The organism is Selenomonas sp. AB3002, from assembly GCF_000702545.1.
GTDB lineage: Bacteria > Bacillota > Negativicutes > Selenomonadales > Selenomonadaceae > Selenomonas_B > Selenomonas_B ruminantium_A.
This window is the reverse complement of sequence record NZ_JNIO01000002.1, coordinates 656,206-677,432: the sequence shown is the minus strand read 5'-3', so window position 1 is coordinate 677,432 and position 21,227 is coordinate 656,206. Positions and strand designations below refer to the sequence as shown.

General features: G+C 53.2%; 15 protein-coding genes. All 15 read left to right on the top strand.

The window, feature by feature from the left end; translation table 11 throughout:
* Positions 1–23: 23 nt before the first annotated feature.
* Entirely contained in the window at positions 24–1,595 is a 1,572-nt protein-coding gene (locus P159_RS0103405) for a hypothetical protein (RefSeq protein WP_029541428.1), read from the top strand.
* A 102-nt stretch (positions 1,596–1,697) separates the two neighbouring features.
* Positions 1,698–3,056 carry a phosphomannomutase/phosphoglucomutase gene (locus P159_RS0103400; RefSeq protein ID WP_029541427.1) on the top strand — a complete coding sequence of 453 codons (1,359 nt, stop codon included), beginning with the start codon at positions 1,698–1,700 and terminating at the stop codon, positions 3,054–3,056.
* Between the two features lie 183 nt (positions 3,057–3,239).
* Entirely contained in the window at positions 3,240–4,595 is a 1,356-nt protein-coding gene (locus P159_RS18290; protein WP_318253502.1) for an AAA family ATPase, read from the top strand.
* The gene (locus P159_RS20160) at positions 4,549–4,926 is read left to right on the top strand and encodes a PD-(D/E)XK nuclease domain-containing protein (protein ID WP_051650080.1); all 378 of its coding nucleotides are present in this window, start codon (positions 4,549–4,551) and stop codon (positions 4,924–4,926) included. The genes P159_RS18290 and P159_RS20160 overlap by 47 nt, the downstream gene beginning before the upstream one ends.
* Positions 4,927–5,140: 214 nt before the next feature.
* The gene (locus P159_RS0103390; protein WP_029541425.1) at positions 5,141–6,151 is read left to right on the top strand and encodes a ketoacyl-ACP synthase III; all 1,011 of its coding nucleotides are present in this window, start codon (positions 5,141–5,143) and stop codon (positions 6,149–6,151) included.
* 76 nt (positions 6,152–6,227) lie between these two features.
* Complete coding sequence (locus P159_RS0103385; protein WP_051650079.1) at positions 6,228–6,470, top strand: hypothetical protein; 243 nt, start codon at positions 6,228–6,230, stop codon at positions 6,468–6,470.
* The gene (locus tag P159_RS0103380; protein WP_029541422.1) at positions 6,470–7,222 is read left to right on the top strand and encodes an SDR family oxidoreductase; all 753 of its coding nucleotides are present in this window, start codon (positions 6,470–6,472) and stop codon (positions 7,220–7,222) included. Before P159_RS0103385 ends, P159_RS0103380 begins: the two co-directional genes overlap by 1 nt.
* 11 nt (positions 7,223–7,233) lie before the next feature.
* The gene (locus P159_RS0103375) at positions 7,234–8,691 is read left to right on the top strand and encodes an MBOAT family O-acyltransferase (protein ID WP_029541420.1); all 1,458 of its coding nucleotides are present in this window, start codon (positions 7,234–7,236) and stop codon (positions 8,689–8,691) included.
* A gap of 157 nt (positions 8,692–8,848) precedes the next feature.
* Positions 8,849–10,816 (top strand): hypothetical protein, encoded by a 1,968-nt coding sequence (locus P159_RS0103370; protein WP_185753587.1) that lies wholly within the window; start codon positions 8,849–8,851, stop codon positions 10,814–10,816.
* 64 nt (positions 10,817–10,880) lie between these two features.
* On the top strand, positions 10,881–12,098 hold the full coding sequence (locus P159_RS0103365; RefSeq protein WP_029541416.1) for a glycosyltransferase: 1,218 nt from the start codon (positions 10,881–10,883) through the stop codon (positions 12,096–12,098).
* Between the two features lie 142 nt (positions 12,099–12,240).
* The gene (locus P159_RS0103360) at positions 12,241–12,708 is read left to right on the top strand and encodes a hypothetical protein (RefSeq protein WP_185753586.1); all 468 of its coding nucleotides are present in this window, start codon (positions 12,241–12,243) and stop codon (positions 12,706–12,708) included.
* Complete coding sequence (locus P159_RS0103355; RefSeq protein WP_029541413.1) at positions 12,663–14,276, top strand: calcium-binding protein; 1,614 nt, start codon at positions 12,663–12,665, stop codon at positions 14,274–14,276. The genes P159_RS0103360 and P159_RS0103355 overlap by 46 nt, the downstream gene beginning before the upstream one ends.
* A gap of 147 nt (positions 14,277–14,423) precedes the next feature.
* Positions 14,424–15,560 carry a hypothetical protein gene (locus tag P159_RS19070; RefSeq protein ID WP_029541411.1) on the top strand — a complete coding sequence of 379 codons (1,137 nt, stop codon included), beginning with the start codon at positions 14,424–14,426 and terminating at the stop codon, positions 15,558–15,560.
* A gap of 155 nt (positions 15,561–15,715) precedes the next feature.
* The gene (locus tag P159_RS19065) at positions 15,716–17,551 is read left to right on the top strand and encodes a glycosyltransferase family 2 protein (RefSeq protein WP_029541410.1); all 1,836 of its coding nucleotides are present in this window, start codon (positions 15,716–15,718) and stop codon (positions 17,549–17,551) included.
* A 499-nt stretch (positions 17,552–18,050) separates the two neighbouring features.
* The gene (locus tag P159_RS0103340; RefSeq protein WP_029541408.1) at positions 18,051–21,188 is read left to right on the top strand and encodes a hypothetical protein; all 3,138 of its coding nucleotides are present in this window, start codon (positions 18,051–18,053) and stop codon (positions 21,186–21,188) included.
* Positions 21,189–21,227: the final 39 nt, after the last annotated feature.

Below are 21,227 nucleotides of genomic sequence, written 5' to 3'. Positions count from 1 at the left end.
GGAAATTAAGGAATATAATTAGCATGTATAAGAAGTTTGTGTTTTCTTTTTTAGCACTAGCTGCTGCAATGTTGCTGGTGACAGGAATTTTCAACTACCTGGCAGACCCTTACAGTATCTGGAAGGTACACAGATATCCTGGCTTCAATATGTGGGCCACGCGGGCAGATAGCGTAGAGCGCATGGGAAAAGCAATTTCTCTGCTGTCAGTTGTTCCGCAGCCAGAAGTTGTCTTCATAGGGGCATCTCAGGTAGACTGGGGTATCGATGCTGAGAATGCCGCAGAGTTGTTGGACAGGCCTGTGTACAATTTAGGGATACTGGGTATGACGGCCTATGAGCAGAGACGTTATGTTGAGCATGTTTTGGCCGTAGATCCTTCGGCCAAGGAAATTATCCTGGCAGCTGACTTCACCAAATTTGTTTCAGGCTCACGGTATAAGACTCCCTTTGATGAAAGCCTTGTCGGTGTTGAGGCGCAGATAGGGAAAAAGTATGTTACTCCAGGAAACCTGGAGAAAACCCTGTTTTCATTTCAGTCCTTGAAGGACAGCTATGAATCTGTGAGGGCAAATCGCAAGCAGTCGTGGCAGGCGCCTTACTACAAAGCTGGCAAGACGCTGACCCATGAGGCTATGATGAGCTATTTCAATCGTGAGCACTGGCGTTTCAACCGTTCCTTGTTGCTGGTGCAGAGGGAAGGATGGCTGGAGAATCCCCAGCTTAATGAAAAATGCTTTCAGGAGTTTGAACGTATCGCAGAGATGTGCCGGGACCATGGCGTGGGGCTAAAGATATACCTGCCTCCCATGCATGCCGAAGCGGCCATAGCTTATGATGACTGTCTTTATACCTATGGTGCATGGCTGAACAGACTTTTGGACATAGCGCCGGTGTGGACCTTCTTTGATATAGATGCTTTATCAACATCACCTGTCCAGGAAGGAAAATTTTCTGAGAGTACCAATGCGTATTTTTGGGATTCCATACATCATAAAAGCAATGTAGGCAGATGGATTGTGGCGAGGTTGTACGGCAGGGAAGCTTCTGGTATGCCAGATAATTTTGGACTGGAGCTATCAGAGGCTAATCTGGGCGATTATCTAAAACAACTTCGGGCTAAGCTCAGGGCCTGGGAATCAATGAATCCAGAAGCTGTGGAGAATATAAAATATTACGCTGGTTTTTCTGATATTACACCCTCCGTTATAGCTCAAAAAACGAGGCAGGTAGAACCAGTGGTGGCCATGATGCAAGCTGGCTCTGTTGATGATGTGGCTGTTTTTCGATTGCGTCGTGAGGATTATCTGGAACTGAAAGGCAATGGTTTCCTGCCCCCTGAACTGCTGCAAAAATCATATTTGAAATTATCAAACTCACAGGGGCAAAGCTGGTATACACTGGCCGAGCCTGTTGTTTCCCCGGATACAGCAGAATTCATGCACAAGCGTGCCTATGAGAATTTAGGTTTTTTTGTCAAAGAGCCTTTGAAGGATGTGCCTGCTGATGATTATGATATCGTGTGGCTTGCGGTGACCAAAGATGGCAGAATATGTGTATCAGAATCTCTGGGAAAAATTACCGTGGTTGACTGAGCATGATTTTAGCAGGTTAAAATTTAGGATGGTACAACTGTGGCACATTGGATAGAAAATTTTAATGTGCCACAGTTGTTGCTTAAGAGGAGATTTTGTTTTATGACGATTAGTACAAAGGCTTTTGGAGCCTACGATTTGCGAGGCATTTACCCCGATGAAGTTAATGAAGAGTTATACTATCGTATAGGACGCGTTTTTCCTGGTTTGTTTGCTGCTCGAAAGGTGGCCGTAGGGCATGACATACGCCTTTCTGGCACGGCTTTGTCGGAGGCTCTTATAAAGGGACTGACAGAAGCGGGCTGTGAAGTTATGGATATTGGCCTTTGTGGTACGGAGATGATTTACCATGCAGCAGGAAAAATAGATGGCGGACTGATGGTAACTGCCAGTCACAATCCCAAGGAGTACAACGGCTTGAAGCTGGTGCGTGCAGGTGCAGTGCCATTGACTAAGGAAGAATTGAAGGCGCTGGCGGCAGCGGTACAGGAAGAAGCTGAGCTTCCATACGCAGTTGAAGTTCCTGCTAAAGCCGAGAAAGTAGATATGCTGGATGATTATTTGCAGCGTATACTGTCCTTTGTGGATGTGAAAGCGCTGAAACCGCTCAGAATCGTGGCTAACAGTGGAAACGGCTCTGCAGGTCCGGTATTAGAGGCACTGGCCAAGTGTCTTCCTTTTGAGATCATTCCTGTTTATGGGGAGCCTGATGGATCGTTTCCACATGGTGTACCAAATCCTCTGTTGCCAGAAAATCGTGAAGTTACAGCCCAGGCGGTATTGGAGCACAAAGCTGATTTTGGTGTAGCTTGGGACGGCGATTTTGACCGCTGCTTCCTCTACGATGAGAAGGGGCATTTCATAGAAGGGTATTACATGGTGGGCTTCCTGGCCCAGGCATTTTTGGAAAAGAATACCGGGGCTAAGGTTGTCTATGACCCACGCTGCATATGGAACACTATTGAGCTTGTAGAGACAGCTGGTGGTGAGCCTGTGGTCTGCAAGGGTGGTCACGCCTTTATCAAGGCCAAGATGAGGGAAGTAGATGCAGTATATGGCGGTGAAATGAGTGCCCATCATTATTTCCGTGATTTTTCCTATTGCGACAGTGGCATGATTCCCTGGCTTCTGGTGTCAGAACTTCTTAGCCGCAAAGGCAAGAACTTGTCTGCACTTTTGGGAGAGCGCATGGATAAGTTCCCTGTGTCCGGAGAAATCAACACCAAACTGGAAAGTGTGGATATGGCAGTTGGAATCATGGAAAAGGCAGAGTCCGTCTACGGCAGGGAGGCAAGGGAAATCCTGCACATTGATGGCCTTAGCGTGGATATGGGGGACTGGCGCTTTAATCTTCGCCGCTCAAATACAGAGCCTTTGATTCGTCTGAACGTGGAGACCAGGGGGAATGTGGCACTTTGTCAGGCCAAGACAGAGGAACTTTTGTCATTGATAAGAAAGTGAACTATGAGTATGGGGGGATGTAGGAGATTTTCGCCTGCTGAAATATTTCTTCACTCTCTTGCTGTCCATCGATATAAGGTATGTGTGATGGGAGACCTCGCCTGTGTTCATTGCGCAGGCGGGGTTTTTATGTTACCATGAGGAAAAATGGCGGTGTTTAGCTGGGGAGGGATAAATGTGGGCATGAAAACAAAGCTGCCAGTAGGCGTTGACGATTTCAAGCGACTGAGCGATGGGAATTACTACTTTGTAGACAAGACGCGTTTTATCAAGGACCTTCTGGAAGAGCACAGCGAAGTCACCCTCATCACCCGTCCTCGTCGCTTCGGCAAGAGCATGGCTATGAGCATGCTGAAGTATTTCTTCACACTGGAAGATGCGGAGGAGAACCGGGCGCTCTTTGCGGGGACGGACATCGAGCGGGCCGGAGCCACGTATATGCAGGAGCAGGGACAGTGGCCGGTGGTGCTGCTGTCTCTGAAGGATATCAAGCCGCTCACTTATGATGCTATGGTGGAGCAGATGGCTATCCGTATGCGTGAACTATACAAAAAATATGCTTATCTTTTGGATGAGGATGTCCTGCGGGGAGGAGATCACGATGACTTTCAGGATATTATCTGCGGCCGGGCTACAGAGAGTGTGTTGCAATTTGCAGTGAGTAATCTTCTGGGCTATCTTCATGAGTACCATGGCAAGCCTGCCATCCTCCTGATAGATGAATACGATGCCCCTATTCAGGCAGCCTGGTCTGCGCCGAATAGCTACTACGATGAGGCCATTGCCTTTATGCGCACCTTCCTCACCTCTGCCTTGAAGGGCAACACTTCTTTGCGTTTCGGAGTGCTCACAGGAGTGCTGCGCATTGCCAAGGAAAGCATCTTCAGCGCCCTCAATAATCTGGAAGTTTCTTCGGTGGTGAAGGGCAAGTATGCCGATAGTTTTGGCTTTACTTTCGAGGAAATTGCCCGGATGGCCAGAGAACTGGGGCATGAGGATAAGCTCCCCGAACTGAAAGAGTGGTATGACGGCTATAATTTCTCCGGGTATGAAATGTATAATCCCTGGTCAGTGGTGAACTATTTTGCCAATGCTTGCCAGCCTGACATTTTCTGGCTCAATACCTCCGGTAATGATATCATAGCTACCCTGATGAAACAGGCGGGAAGGAAGGATGAGAAAAAACTTCTTACCCTGCTGCAGGGAGGAACCATAGAGACTGCAGTCCAAGAGGGGCTTATCTACACGGATATCTATCATAGCAAGGATGCCCTCTATACCATGCTTCAAACCACCGGCTATCTGACTGCTCGCCATACGGAGCTGATGGGAGGTAGGACCTACTGCGAGCTGGCTATCCCCAATATGGAGGTTAGCACGGTCTACGAAATGGAAATTATCAATCGTTACCGTGGGGAAATGGAGGAGTCTGATCTCTTCATCATGTTGCGTCATCTTTTGAAAGGTCAGGGGGGAGGAATTTGCCCAGGGGGTGGAGGAATATCTGAAGCAGATTGCCAGCTTCCACGATACGGCTGAAAAGGAATCATTCTACCACGGCTTTGTGCTGGGCATTATGGCCTGGTTGATGCCAAAATATAGAGTGGTGTCAAACAGGGAAAGCGGCTATGGCAGGTTTGACCTTGGCATTTTTCCAAGGGAAGCGGGGATACCCGGCATTGTTATGGAATTCAAGGTGGCAGATAGTGAGGAGGCTTTGGCAGAAACAGCTAAGCAGGCCCTGGCACAGATAGAGGAAAAGGACTATCTGGCTGAGTTTCGGGTCCAAGGGGTAGAGGATGTCTGGCGTTATGGTGTGGCCTTCTGCGGGAAGAAAATCCGGCTGTTAGCGGGGGAGGTATATCGTTAACATAGGCCAGATAGTACATTTCGTGAAAGAACTGCTGCCATCAGGTATGTGTGATTAAGAAATGGTATTTTAAGAGTCCGTGTCTCTGTCTGCTCTCATTGCGCAGGCAGAGGCTTCATGTTATCATGGGGGATATTGTTGGTTTTCTGCTCTATTAAGGTGGGCTGGTAACCAAAAACTACAGGGATAGGGTATCTTAAGATGGGAGGATGTTATGAGATATGCAGCAATCCGTGCTGTGGCAGGGTATCTGCCGCCAACAGTTGAGAAGAACGATTTGACCACCCGTTCTGGTCAGGCGCTGGGCATCAGGGAGCGGCATCTGGCTGACGGTATGACGGCCTCGGAAATCGCCGTAGAGGCAGCGGAGAATCTGTTCAAGCGTTATAAAGTGGAACCCAAAAGTATAGACTTTGTGCTCATCTGTACCCAGTGGCCTGACTACCAGATGCCGAGCACGGCCTGCCTGGTGGCAGAGCGTCTGGGGCTGGAGAAATCCGTTGGTGCGCTGGATTACAATCTGGGCTGCTCAGGCTATGTCTATGGGCTGGCGCTGGCCAAGGGGGTGGTGGAGGCCGGCATGGCGCAGAATCTTCTGCTGATTACTGCCAGCCTCTATACCCAATGGGCTGCGCCGACGGATAGCGCCACCAGACCCGTATTCGGCGATGGCGCTACGGCGACGCTCATATCTGCCGTAGAGGCGGAGAAACCTTTGCTCTCTGACTTTGTCTTCGGTACTGATGGCAAGGGGTATGACAAGATTATTGCGCCTGTCGGTGGCAGCCGCTATCCCTTCCGCACTACGCCTGAGGAAACCATAGAGGATGACCATGGCTCCCATACCAATTATGATGCCTACATGGATGGGCAGGGCATCATGTACTTTACCCTGCACCGTGTACCCGGTCTTGTCAGGGAAGTGCTGGAAAAGGCTGGACTGGAGCGCAGCGAATTGGACTATTGCGTCTTCCATCAGGCGAATCACTTCATGTTGGAATTCGTGCAAAAGAAATGCAAGCTCATGGACGTACCCTTTTTCAACGATGTGGCAGACACCGGCAACACTGTCTCCTCAACCATTCCCTTTGGACTGGAGAGCATCGTGAAAGAAAACGACCCCGCAGGTCTCAGGCATGTCCTTCTGGCGGGCTTCGGCGTTGGTCTCTCATGGGCCGGCTGTCTGGCTGATCTGTCCATGATGCTGCCATCCGGCGATTCTTGACACATTATAAAGGGATAGGGTACAATGTCGTTTGCATGATTGAGTCTTTTATTGGTTTATGAAAGGAAAGTATACAGTGGCTAATAAGATTGACGAGCAGGAATTCCTTGATGTTGTTTCCGCCAAGATTCTGGGCGGGGAAAAGATAGAGATGGATGAGAGCCTGAAGGATATCAAGGCATGGGATTCACTTTCCAGCGTCAGCTTCCTGGCGCTCATGGATGTGGAGTTTGACAGCACCATCAATCCCCTTGAGGCGCGTTCGGCTCAGACCGTGCGTGATGCATACGAGCTGGCTTGCGAAGGGGTGGAGGACTGATGCGTGCCGCTTCCTTTGACTTTGACGGTGAGCGCTACGCTGTGACGGGGGCTTCCTCCGGCATGGGCAGGGAGATTGCCCTGCGGCTTGCACAGTCTGGCGCAAAGGTGCTGGTTTTGGCACGACGCGAGGAAAAGCTTGCAGAGCTGGCCGCCGAAGTGCCGGGGATGATAATCCCTGCAGCAGTGGATGTCTGCGACACCAAGGCGATGGAAGAGGCTCTGGGGCATTTCGTGCAAGAGCAGGGGCCTCTATCCGGTACTGTCCATGCGGCAGGTACGGCAGTTTTTACGCCATTGGCGGCCTACAATGCCCGCAAGGCGCAGAAGATGATGGAGACAACCTTTTGGGCTGGCATGGCCTTGTTACAGCTGGCGACCCGTGCGCCCTATGCAGGTGAACGAACCTCTCATGTGCTTTTTTCCTCAGCAGATGCGGTCTGTTGTGAGATGGGCAAATTTGCCTATGCGGCAGCGAAAGCAGCCGTCAATGCCGGGGTGCGCTCTGCAGCGAAGGAACTGGCCAGGAATGGGCATCGCGTCAATGCAGTCATGCCCGGCTGGGTAGCGACTGAGATGACGCAGAATCCCCTGGCTCAGGCTTATGCGGACCAGGAGGCTATTGCTGTCCGGGAGCTTCTGGGGATGGGGGAGCCTGCCGATGTGGCGGGGCTGGTGCTCTTCCTGCTGTCTGACAGCGCGCGCTGGATGACAGGAGCCTGCCTGGCTGTGGATGGCGGCTATTCGGCCTAAGGGGGATAGGCATGCTTTTTAATTCCTACACATATATATTCCTGTTTTTGCCGCTGGCGGTCAGCGGTTATTTTGCTTTGTCTCGATGGGCAGGCCTGCGCTGGGCCAATGGCTGGCTTGTGCTGGCCAGCCTGGGCTTCTATGGGTACTGGAATATCTATTTCCTGCCGCTTCTGGTGGGCAGCATTCTGGTGAACTATGCCATATCGCGCTGCATCGTGAAGTATCAGGCAGAACCACAGGGCCTCTTGACAGGCAAGACTTTTTTCATGCTTGGTCTTGCTTTTGATATAGGCATGCTCTGCTATTTCAAGTACATGGATTTCTTCATCAAGAATGTGAACAGGCTTATGGGGACAGATTTTGAGCTTTGGCATGTTATACTGCCCCTCGGCATCTCCTTTTTTACCATCACGCAGATGGTCTACCTGATTGGCGTTTATTTTTATGGGGACGGCAAAAAATACAAGGATTTTGTGGATTACTGCCTCTTTGTATCCTTTTTTCCGCACCTGCTGGCAGGCCCTATCCTCTACCACAAATCAATGATGAAGCAATTTGCAGATGAGCGTCTGCACAGCCCCCAGGCAGAGAATATAGCAAAGGGTATTGCCATGTTCTCCTTGGGGTTATTCAAGAAAGTCGTGATAGCTGATGCGTTGATCGCGCCGATTGCGGACGGTTTCGCCCATGCGGGTGAACTGGGTTTTTGGGAAGGCTGGGCGCTGGCTGTATGTTTTTTCATGGAAATGTATTATGATTTCTCCGGCTATACGGATATGGCTGTGGGGGCGGCGCGGCTGATGAATATCAAGATCCCCATCAACTTCAGCGAGCCATTCCGCTCGAAGAATCTCAGCGAGTTCTGGGGGAAGTGGCATATGTCCCTAACCTCGACCATTACTGCGTACATCTACACGCCCCTGGTTCTTTGGATGGGGAAAGTTACGCTCTGGCGTTCAATGCTTGCCACCATGCTTACGATGGTTGTCATAGGTGCCTGGCACGGAGCTGGCTGGACCTTTGTGGTCTTCGGCTTTATGCAGGGTGTGGGGCTTTGTGTCTGCCAGCTATGGAAAAGGCAGTCCTGGCTGTCTTTGCCGGATGGCGTTTCCCACTGGCTGACCATGGTCTTTGCAGCCTCCTCGTGTGTACTGTTCCGCGCAGAGAGTTTGCCCCAGGCCATTGAGGTATACAAGGCCATGGCAGGTCTCCGGGGACTGGACTGGCCTTTTGCCCTGGGGGGCGGCATGCTGGATAAGGTCCTCAATGCGTCGGGGTTGCATGGGCTGCCCATCTTTACATTGTTGCTGGCTCTCTGGCTGGCTGCGTTTAGCCACGACAGCAATGTGCTGGTGGACAAGTACTTCCGTCCCAACTTGAAATGGGCAGCCTTCCTCGCCGCCCTTTTCGTCTTCTCTGTTTTGCACTTCACTCAGGTGACGGCATTCTTGTACTTCCAGTTCTAAAAGCATAAAATGATCTTAGGGGCGCAGGGCTTTTCCTGCGCCTTTGTTTGTTACAGGTCAAAATGATATGTTCGCGGAGGGGGATTTGCCTTATACCTTAATCAGGTGTATAATGGCATCCGTTAATGGGATGATTTATTGCAAAGGAGATGCAAGATTGGGTACACCACAAACTGTGATTAGAAATTTCATGACGTCTTTGAATGGTACCAGACTGAGAGGCAGGGCGGCGCTGGATGAAGCGGTGCGCAGTACCTCGAACTATGGCAGTTGGCAGGATGTGCTGAACTCCATATACAACGACTGCAGGACCATGGGGGCAGATGCCTTCCTGAGGGACAGGTGCGGCATTATTTTGGGCGATAATGATACCGGTGCCATAAGCGGCAGCAATGCTGGCGGCGGCGGGGAAAAGACTGCTGAGAGCATTGTCCCTGAGCGTACAAATGAGTGGCGTATGCCCACCAGCTGGCGAACTCGTTGCAGCGACTATAATCTGACGGTGGATTGGACCAATACCAACCTGAATAACGCAGCTCAGGTGCAGGTGGTGAAGGGATTATACACCTGGTGGCTGGACGAAGGTCTGCGCTTGATAGATAATTCCTATGGCCTCAGCTTCAATGACACTGCAGCAACAGTAAATACCATCACTGTGAAATTTGAAGATGATGATCCTGATAATTACCTGGCCAAAGTAAACTGGCATTACAATGGCGCTGGCAAGACAGATGAACTGACACTTTTGGTGAATATGCGCTATTATAACAGCATTGATGGCAATAATGTGAATGGTAAATCTGCTAATACCAGCTTCTATCTTGATCGTGTGATAGCTCATGAGCTTGTTCATGCTACCATGGCGGCTAATATCACCTATGTAAGTGATCTTCCATACTACATACGCGAGGGGGCGTCAGAGCTGGTTCACGGCATTGACGACGAGCGTCCCGGTGATATCAGGCGTCTGGCTTCCAATCCTGACCAGTTGAAAGAGGTTCTTAACACCGATGAGAAATCAGGTGGTGACGAATATGCGGGGGGCTATATTGCCCTGCGTTACTTCGCCAAGCAGGCGGCAGCAGGCTCCAGCGGTCCGGCTCCCTGTCATTGGACTAAGGTGACTGCCAACGGCAATGGCAACGTATGGCTGTCCGGGTATGATGTGCTGGCGGGAAGGTCCTTTACTCATGACCCTGCTTTTCCGGATGCTACGGAGCTTGACGGCAGCAGTGTCACCAGCGAAGTCATCCTGGCTGGCAACAGCAAGAACGATCTCATCAAGGGCGGTCAGGGCAAAACCTCCCTCTGGGGCGGCGGCGCAAGCAATGATACCCTCCAGGGGGGCTCTGGACGGGATATGTTCTGGTTCGGTGCCGGGGATGGCAACGATGTAGTGACAAATTATGCGTCCGGCAATGATGTAATCAATCTCTACAGTGGTTCCCTCACCTCTTTTGGCCGCAATGGCAATAATCTCAAGCTGAACATGAACGATGGTAGCAGTCTCACTGTGCAGTCTTCTCCTGATGCAGTGGTGCTCTATTCCACGGACGCGGTGCATATCTCCGGAGCCAAGATTGGCGATAGCAATAAGGCCAGTGTCATTAGCTATACGGAAGCGGCATCCAGCTACTTTGGAGGCAGCGGCCGTGACACGCTGCAGGTCTCTGGCGGTGGCAATAAAAATGTCTGGCTGGATGGCAGTCAGGGCAAGAGCTACGCCAGCATCGAGATCATAGACGGCTCCGAGTCCACTGGCGCAGACCAGCTGGTGGGGAGCAGTGCTGCAGAATCCATCCAGGGGGGGCGGGGCCAGTCTTCTCTCTGGGGTGGTGCGGGCAGCGCCGATGATACCCTGAGGGCAGGCGCTGGCGACACGCATCTCTTCTATGGTTACGGCGAGGGCAATGATGTGCTGCAGAATACCGGGGCTAATGACAGGGTTATGCTCTACAACATGGGCCTGGATAAGATTACTGGGGCAGACATCGGCACCAGTGAAGTGAAGATTCGCACCACGGCAAACCAGACCCTCACGGTGCAGGGGGAGGCAGCCTTCACCCTGTCCGATGGCAGCACCTGGCGGGCTAACCACAATACCAAACAGTGGTCTGCCGTGTAAGCAGTATTGTTTCGATAATATGAAGGGGACGCTTTAGCGTCTCCTTTTTGATAGGGGGATTTTGATGCCCAAGGAATGCCTGTTGTCTCTGGCCCTCATTATGAGGGATGCGGCGGAGGAGATACTTGTCTGCCTGAGCAGTGTGGCCCAGGCGGTGGACGAGATGGTGATTGTGGATACGGGAAGCGTGGACGATTCGGTGAAAATCGTCCGGAGGTTCCTGCGGAAATGGCAGCAGGAAGTTCCCGGGCGGCGGGGAAAGCTCTATGATTTTGTGTGGCAGGATGATTTCTCCCTGGCGAAGAATTATGCCCTATCCAGGTGCCACGGTGAATTTGTGCTGTTTCTGGACAGCGATGAGAGCTTGTCAGAGGGAACCCGGGAAAATCTGCGGCCCCTGGCAGAAAGCTTGTCCGCAGGTGACATTCCCTCCGGTGTGAGGCTGGTGGCTGTACCTGGACAGGCAGTGCACGAGAGGAAAATTGACCTGCTGGAAATCTGGCGCGAGAATGTGGATCTGGACGGTACTCCGGTGGCAGGGGAGGCAGATGATCTGGCGGTGCGGCTGCTCAGGCGGCAGGAACTGCTGCGGTACCGGGGGGAGGTGCATGAGCAGCTGGTGCTCACCGATGGGCGGCAGACGAAAATCGCTGCTGCAGCAAAAGGGCTTCTCTCCATACGACACACAGGTTACCGCCCTGAGGTGAAGGCTCAGAAGAACAGACGCAATGAAGAGATCCTCCTGAAAGAGGAGAGGCAGGGAGGCTCCACCTTTTTGCTGGATTATTATCTGGCGGAGACCCATCTCTCCCGGCGGGAGTGGCGGGAAGCCATAGAGTGCGCCCAGCGCTCCTTTGGCTCAACCCTGCCTGTCCATGACCGGGTGGCTCCCTACCGCATCATCTACCAGGCACTCAGGGAGCTGGAGCAGGAGGCCTGCAGCCAGGCGGGGCTGGAGATAGCCGAGGGGGAGCCGTTGCCGGAGCCTGGGGATAGGGACAATGAGCACCTGCAGGCGGCCCGCTCCCTGCGGCAGCAGGGGGAGGCTGTGCTGGCAAAGGCAATGTCCGCTTTCCCCGACTATCCTGATTTTTACTATTTCCGGGGCGGGCGCCGCTGGAACGCAGGGGATAAGCCGGGAGGCAAGGCCGACCTGGAGCGGGCCCTGCTGCTGGCAGAGGCTTTCCCAGCTGCTCACCCTGAGGCAGATTTTAGATTCAAGGAATTGCTGCCGTCTTTGCGGGCGGTTTTGGAGCAGGTGCGTAAGGAGGCAGAGACTTAAAAAAGGCTTATTATGCCCACTCCGGGGGGCTGCGGGACAAACTTAAATCTATGAAAGAATCCTGCAGTCCCTTGCTGCTGTTTTAAAATTGTTGTAAAATTATGATATAGGGGATATGTCTGTCAGCAAGGGAGTGAGTGGCATGGCAACGTCGATGGAAGTCATAAGGAACTTTATGAGCATACTGGACGCTACCAATCTGCGGGGCAGGGCAGCCCTTGATGAGGCAGCCCGGCAAATGACGGGGCTTTCCAGCTGGCAGGCAGTCATTGACTATATGTATAATGACTGCAAGAGCTACGGCAAGGAGCGGGCTTTGGATTTCCTGCGGGAGAAGTGTGGCATTATTCTGGATAATGAGGATACGGGGGCCATCAGTGGCAGTGATGCGGGAAGCGGACCTGTGAAGACCGCTCTTAGCGTGGTGCCAGAAAATGATAACAACTGGCAGCTGCCTGCCTCAGGCTCTACCACCTATGAGGAATTCGGCCTGACGGTGAACTGGCCGAATCTGTCTTCCCTGCCAGAATCCCAGCTGCGGATTATATCGGGCCTCTATACCTGGTGGATTCCAGAGAGCCTGCGTCTGATCCGGATTCCTATGGCCTGACCTTCAATGAATCCGGCACCACCGTGAACACTATTTCCAGCATAAACTTTGTGAATCTGGCAGATGATACTCTGGCTCTGGTGAACCATCAGTACCATACGGATGATGGCAAGGCCACAGCCCTGAGCCTCACCATCAACATGCGTTATTATGCCAATTTGGGGGCAGATGTGAATGGCACTGCCAAGAACACCCATCTGGACCGGGTCATAGCCCATGAGATGACCCATGCGGCCATGGCTGCCAATATAGATTTCTTCCACACTATGCCCATCAGCGTCAAGGAGGGGGCGGCAGAGCTTGTACATGGTATTGATGATGAGCGGACACTGGCTATCAAGCAGCTGGCCAGGAACGCGGACAATCTGAAGACGGTGCTGTCCAGCGACTCAAACTACGGGGAGCACTCCTATGCAGGAGGCTACATGCTCCTGAGGTATCTGGCCCATCAGCTCTCAGGTGGCAGCGCGGCTCCTGCTTCGACGTCTGCGCCAGAGCCTGCGTCCACCCCCACCGATACCACCGAAACCAAGCCTAACGTCACCAAACTTACCGCCAAGAGCCCGGGCAGCTTCTGGCTGTCAGGCTATGATCCCCTGACGGGGGAGAAAGATACTGCCTATCCAAACTGCAAGGAGCTGGATGGCAGCGAGGTGACTGGCGAGGTGATTCTGGGCGGGAACGGCCAGGATAATCTGATCAAGGGGGGCAAGGGCAGCTCTTCCCTCTGGGGAGGCGGCGCCAGCAATGACACCCTTCAGGGGGGCTCTGGTCGGGATATGATCTGGTACGGCGCCGGAGACGGCCACGATGTGGCGAGCAACTTCACCCCCGGCACAGGGGGCAGCAGCGATGTGCTGAATTTCTACAGCGGAAGCTTGTCAGGCATCACAAGATCCGGCAATACCCTCCACCTTTCCATGGCAGACGGGGGCAGCCTGACGGTGAACACCACCGCAGGCTCTGACAGTGCTGTGCTCTACTCCACAGATGCGGCGGCCCATCTCTATGGAGCAAAGATTGGTGAAAGTGCCAAGGCCAATAACCTTTCCTATCGAAATGACCTGGCTTTCTTCCAGGGCGGCTCAGGCCGGGATACTCTGACAGCCTCTGGCTCTGATAGCAAGAGCATCTGGCTGGACGGCAGCCAGGGACAGAGCTTTGTCAGCATAGAACTCTTGGATGGATCCAAGTCCTCGGGCTCCGACCAGTTGGCAGGAGGCTGGGGAGAGGAGACCATCGCAGGCGGCAGCGGCTCAGCCTCTCTTTGGGGAGGCGCAGGCAGCGCCAGTGACACACTGCGCTCTGGGTCGGGCAGTAATGTGTTGTTCTACGGCTACGGTGAGGGCAATGATGTTATGCAGAACACTTCCTCAGGGGACAGGGTGATGCTTTATAATATGGGACTGGAGCATCTGACAGGAGCCCAGGTGAGCAAAGACATCATCAGCATCACCACCACCGCAGGCCATACCCTGACCGTCAGCGGCCAGGCGGGAGTCTTCACTCTGAGGGACGGCTCCAGCTGGAAGCCGGACCGTCAGCAGGGCAGCTGGTCAGCAGTATGAATTTCCGAAGAAGGGACGCAGGTCGTCCCTTTTTTTCTGTCAGACATAGCTATGGGAAGGTATAAGGCAGGTCGGGGGCGAATTACACAGGAGTGCAGTATTTCTGCGTCATGGTGTTCTTTATTACATTGCGAGGGAGTGAAGGACATGGCTGAAAATGCATCCTGGGAGATACCGGGAGAAGAATATAGCACCGAGATTTTGCGGGATACGACGGAGGAAGAGTCCGAGGAGCCGCTCACCACTGACTATACAGTCACCACCCTTACGGTGACAGAGGCCGGGAGCTACTGGCTGACGGGCTATGACCCCATCAACAAAAAAGCGGGGGTGGCCTATCCCAACTGCCGGGAGGTTGATGCCTCTGAGTGCTCCGGCGACGTGCTCATAGTGGGAAATGAAAAAAATAATCTTCTCCTGGCAGGCACGGGCAAGTCATCCTTGTGGGGAGGGCTGGACGGCAAAGATACCATGCAGGGGGGCTCTGCCAGGGACTTGTTCTGGTACGGGAACGGGGACAGCAATGATACAGTCTGGGACTTCACCCCGGGTGAGGAGGAGACTTCTGATGTACTGGTGCTCTACAGTGGCAGCGTCGCTTCCGTCAGCAGGCTGGGCACTATCCTGACACTGAAGATGTCTGATGGAAGCGGGCTGACTGTGCAGTCCTCTTCGGGAGCAGATGACGTGATCCTCTATTCCTGGGATGCCAAAGATATACAGAAAGCCAAAATCGGCAACAGCAACGGGAACAATACCATGAGCTATACGGAGGAAGTGCTCTACTATCAGGGGGGCAGCAAAAAAGATATCCTGACCCTGAGCGGCGGCACTGAAGCCAAGCTCATTTGGCTGGATGGCAGCCAGAAAGCATCTTATAACAGCATCGATGTCATAGACGGCTCCCAATCCTCCGGTGCAGACCAGCTGGCAGGCACCACGGCTTCAGAATCCCTGGTGGGGGGCAGGGCGGCTGCTTCCCTCTGGGGAGGCACGGGCAGTGCCAGTGACACCCTGCGGGCCGGCACGGGGGAAAATATCCTCTTCTACGGCTACGGTGAAGGTGATGACGTGATTCAGAATACCTATCGGAATGATACGGTGATGCTCTACAATATCGGTCTGGACCAGATATCCGCCACGAATATCAATGGCGAGCTCATCAGCATCAGGACTACGGCAGGCCAGACCCTGACGGTAAATGGCAAGACGGAGCTTTTCGTCCTGGGGGATGGCGCCAACTGGAAGCCTGACCGCAACAGCGGCACCTGGCAGAAGCTGTGAATCTGGGGATGAGGATGATGATATGAGGGGATGCACGGGCATCCCCTTTTTGCGGTGCAAGGAGAAGTTGGGCGGAAGTTTTGTCTTCGACAAAACCTGAACTATTGCGTATAATGAAATCAGTGATTTCTTATTTATAGAAAGGATACAACTGTATGGCAGAAAACAACATGGATTGGGAAATATATATCAGTTCTCCTGATTCTCAGGGGGGGCGGGCCCTCAGGCGGCAGGTGGCCAGGGAGGGCGGCTGCTTTCATTTCTGGGAGCCTAGGACTGAGGTATCCACAGATGAAGGGAAAAAGCAGGGGCTTTTGCTGCCATTTTTAGAGATTGGGGAGGACAACCAGGAAAAGTACCTGCCCAAGGTAGCTCTCTCCCTGCAGAAGGCCAGGGGCTTTACGAGGACGGTGCTGTTGCTGCGGGAGCCTTTGCCAGAAGTGCTGTCGCTGATGGGACGCCATCAGGAAAAGGGGCTGAAGGTGACGGCGGTCTGCGCCGGCAAGGGAGAACTCTACGGAGCCGAAAAGCCAGAGGAAGCGGCCGGCCCGGTGGAGGAATTGCTGGATGCTCTGCGAGAGCGCCTGGCTTCCTCCTCTCCCAGGAAGCGGCTGGTTCTTCCCTATGGTGAGAAAGAAAAGCTCCCACTCACCTATGCAGGGGACCTGGCCAGTGCCTCACTTTTTGTGCTGCGTCATGATGAGGAGGGCGTGCCTTTGCTGGTGGAGGGGGTGCCCTTCACCTATGGGGAGATGGCAAAAGCTGTGGCAGATGGTTTGGATTTTGGAGGGAGGCTCCAGTTTGGCAAGGGGAAGCTCCCCAAGGCCACAGTGGACAAAGAGGCTTTCCGGGTCATGCAGGGTCATGCGCTGCACCCCTTGCAACTGGTCCTGCCCTATCTTCTGCAGGTTCGGGCCAGGGGAGGAAAGCTCACCCTCTCTGCCTGTGTCATCATGCGGGATAATGAGACAGATATCGGCAGATGCCTGCAGTCCCTGGCTGCTGCTGATGAGATTATCGTGGTGGATACCGGCTCTGTGGACAGGTCCATAGAGATAGCCAAAGAGTACACGGATAAAATCTATCACTTTGACTGGATAGATGATTTTGCTGCTGCCAAGAACTTTGCCCTCTCGAAGGCCTCCGGGGACTGGATAGTTTTCCCAGACAGCGATGAGTTCTTCTCACAGGAGACGGCGGGCAATCTTCACCGCATAGCCGAGGACTACGACGGCCCCGGAGGGATGCGGCAGCTCATGGTGCGCCACATGAATGTGGATGAGAAACTGCAGCCTCTGGGCACAGAAGCGGCGGTGAGCCGTATCTTCACCCGTGGACTGCACTATGTGGGGGCTATCCATGAGTACCTGGAAAACGAGCAGGGCAGCAGCGGCCTGACCTACTCCATCCCCCGGGAGCGGCTCCTGATGAAGCACACAGGCTACAGTCCGGCGCGGCAGACAGAGAAGCGCCAGCGCAATGAGCAGATTCTGCGCAGGCTTCATGAGGAGGGCCGGGAGGTGGGCCTGCAGCATTACTACATGGGCAAGATACTCATGGGGGAAGGGAAGTATGCCGAGGCCCGGGAGGAGATGCTGAAGGCACGTGAGTCAACGGTGGTGCCCGCCAACCTCCGCTCGGAGATCTATCGGATTTGGTATAACGCCAGCCGCCTGCTGGAGGATGAGGCAGCCATGGAGGAAGCCCGTGAGGCCATGGAGCGGGAGCTGCCCAATATGCCGGATTCCTACGCCATCAAAGGAGTGGCTCTCTGGAACGAGGGGCGGGAAGAGGAGGCGGCTCCCTTACTTATGAAGGCTTTGGAACTTTCCCGGGATTTCCTGAAGCTTAACCCCCGGGAGATGGATGTAGTAGGGGAAGATATGCCTGCCATCGCCAGGGAACTGACGGAGTTCTACACTAAGCGGGGGGACAAAGAAAAAGCTGCAGCCGTAAAGGAGCTGGCAGCTTCGTTTGCCCTGGAAGCATGATTGGCCCGGGATGACAATTGTCATGAAAATTGTGTCAGTAGATTAGAAATATCTTGACGCTGCCCATGTTTTTAGCCTATAATAAGGGCATGTAGCGAGACAGATGGCACGGCAGGTGCCTTTTGTTATTCTTAGGATTTATCGCGGCAGCAACCTCCGGCCCCCTGTAGTGTATCGCCCACTACAGGGGGTTTTCGTGTGTCGGAGGGGCGAATGATTCAAAATTTAATGGAAATCTAATGAAATTTTAATTTAATTTTCACCGGCAACTACCGATATATATAGCAGGGAAGCGTCAGGAGGGCTTCCTGAGAGTCACAGGTCCCATGATAATTTTCTTGTTTTAGAATTTTTATTGCACTCTTCAAGGCACTGTGATAAAATATTTGTGTTAAAACCTCTATACCTAAAAAAAGTGGGATAAGAGGAGAAGGCGATAGTGGGGATAAGCCCATAGGGCTCCTCACTGATTTATCTATTTTTGAGGAGGTTGTATTTTATGGCAACTTTGAACCTGGGGAGCTTTTCTGGCCTTAAAAATGGCAGTGTGATTGGCTACTCTTCAGAAGCAACTGACAATTATAGTGCGGCTAAGGGCTTGCCTAGTGACTATGACAAGGTAGCTACTGTGAGCTCTATAACTGGTGGTTGGGCGGTTGATCTTGGGAGTGATACGACTGCTAATACGGTTCAGACTGGTTCTTCAAGCGATGCATGGAGCATTGTTGGTTCCAGCACCGTGACTGAGATTGAGACTGGCAACAAGGCTGACAGCGTGACCATCGGCACCACTTCTGAGACTGATGTTCGCATCAGCGTGGGCGAGGGTGCTGACTATGTGTCCGTTCAGACTGCAGCTGGCAAGCTGACTGTTCAGGCTGGCGATGGCGCTGACAGCGTGGTCGTTGGCGAAGCTAAGGACAACCTGAGTGTTGAGCTTGGCAATGGCAAAGACAGCCTGACTATCGGCGCTGTGACTGGCAACGTTATAGTTTCTGGTAACGGCAGCGATGCCAAGTATGTGAGCGTTACTTCCGGTAACGAGGTCAGCATTGAGCTCGGCGAGGGCGCTGACAGCGTTTATCTCGGCAGCGCAAGCAGCACGCTCAATATTAATACTGGCGATGGCAATGACAGCATTGTCGTCGGCAGCATCAAGGAAGAGGCTAATGGTACGATCCAGGTTGGCAACGGCAATGACTTCGTCAGCGTTGGCAGTGCTACCGGCAACCTGAGCGTCGAGATTGGCGAAGGTAAGGACAGCCTGGAGCTGGGTACGGTAGCTGGTGAGCTGGTTGTTACTGCTTCCGGCACTGATGCCAACTATGTAAGCCTCACCTCTGCTTCCTCTGTGAACATCACCCTGGGCAATGGCGCAGACAGCCTGAAGATTACTTCCGTTGTTTCTGGCTCCATCAACCTGGGCGAGGGCAAGGACAGCGTAGTGCTGGGCGGCCTTGACAAGGCTACCCTGACCGCTGGTGCTGGCAACAAGTATGCCGAGATTGCTTCCCTCAATGGTGCAACCGTTACCCTGGGCGCAGGCAATGATAGCGTCAGCCTCGGTAGTTCGGTTGTTGACTCCACCATCACCCTGGGCGAGGGCAATGACAGCCTCGTTCTGAACTCCCTGAAGGACAGCACTGTTTACGGTGGTGCAGGCAAGGATACTGTCATCGTTAATGATAGCCTTACTTCTGGCCTGATTGACCTGGGCGATGGCGCTGACAGCATCACGATTGCTAATCTCACGAATAGCGAGTCCAATGTCACTGTTGCAGGTGGCGAGGGCAAGGATACTATCGATGTGTCTGGCCTCACCGCTGGTACTGTGACCCTGACAGACTTCAATGCTCTTGAAGACGTGGTGGTTATCGGCGGCAATATTGACGACAGCGTTCATGAGAGTGGTCAGATTTCCGTTGGCAGCGGCGTGGTTCAGTTCACTAAGACCAGTGACAACTACTATGTTGCCAATGTGAAGGCAACTGGCTATACGGGCGTTGTTGCTTGGGCAGCTGAAGATGGCGGCGCTCTGATTAACGCCAGCAGCATTACTGACAAGTCTGTGCTTCTCGTTGGCAACGACAATAATGAGGGCGTAGACACCCTGATTGGCGGCAGCAAGAACGACAGCCTCTTAGCAGGCGGCGGCGACTATGTCTATGGCGGCCTGGGCAACGACAGCATTGAGATTGATCATAAGGATGCCAAGGGTACCACCTATGTGGCTCTCACCAGCACTGGCGGCACGGATTCTGTTGCCGGCTTCGCATCTGTAGGCGGCAGCAGCCTTGATGGCGATGCTATCTATCTCTTCGAGAACAGCATCAATGACCTCAAGTTCGAGTCTGGTACCAAGACTACGGCAAAGGTTGGCAAGGGTTCCCTGGTACTCAATAGTGTGGACAGCTCCCAGGAAGTTACCGTCAAGGTCCTCGACAACACCGGTACCACTTACAATGTTGATGTGGTTGGTGGAAAGGCTACCGTCAAGGATGTTACCGAGATGGCTAATATCTACTACGGTGCAAGCAAGTCTTCTGCCCTTGACTTCAACACGGTTGATGACGCTCTGGTGGTTGACCTGGGCAATACCGGCATCTTCAAGAACACCAGCAATGCAACTTACTCCGGCACCTTCGCTTCCGTCACCGGCGGCAAGGACAATACCGTCCTCATGGGTACTGCTGCTAACAAGGAGACCCTGATTGCCGGCACCGGCAACACCACCCTGTGGGGCGGCGGCAGCGCAGCTGATGTGCTGGATGGCTCCAATGGCCAGAGTGCTACCGATACCAACGTCACCTACTACTACACTGCAGGCGACGGCAAGGACACCATCCAGAATGCTAAGTGGGGCAGCAAGGATGGCGATGATGTCCTCTACCTCAGCGGTGTGGATATCACCTCTGTCAAGAACGATGGTTCCAACATCGTCATCAAGACCAGCAACAGCACTGACAAGCTGACCCTCTTAGGTGCTGGCTCTGCTACCGACACTGCCATCAAGGTTACCACCGATGGTGTCAACACCACCCAGGTGAAGATCGGCAAGACCGGTACCAACAACTGGACCTACAGCGAAGATGTTTCCATCTACATGGGCGGCTCCAACAACACTCTGAAGGTTGGCTCCGATGTGGATACTGCAAACATCTGGCTTGATGGCTCCCAGGGTGTAAGCTACGATAGCGTCAAGACTGTTGATGCTTCCAGCAGCTCCGGCACCCTCGTCATTGCTGGCACCAGCTCCGCAAACGAGAGCCTCGTTGCTGGCAAGGGCGAGACCAGCCTCTTCGGCGGCTTCGGCGCTTCCAACGACAGCCTCAAGGGTACCTCTGGCGGCACCACCACCTTCTTCTTCGGCAAGGGCGATGGCAGCGATGTTATCACCGGCAGCTACAGCGATGACAAGGTTGTGCTCTACAACGTTACCCTCGACGATATCACCAGCGGCAATGTGGGCATCGACACCAGCAAGTCTGGCGTCATGACCCTCAGCATGAAGGATGGCGATGCTACCAGCACCCTGACCATCAACAGCATGAGCTCCAGCTCTGTGAAGACCTTCCAGCTGGCTGATGGCTCCACTTGGGAGTACAACTACTCCAAGAAGACCTGGTCTCAGGCCTGATTGGCAGTTGACTCTAACTGAATAAATGAATCCCCCCTC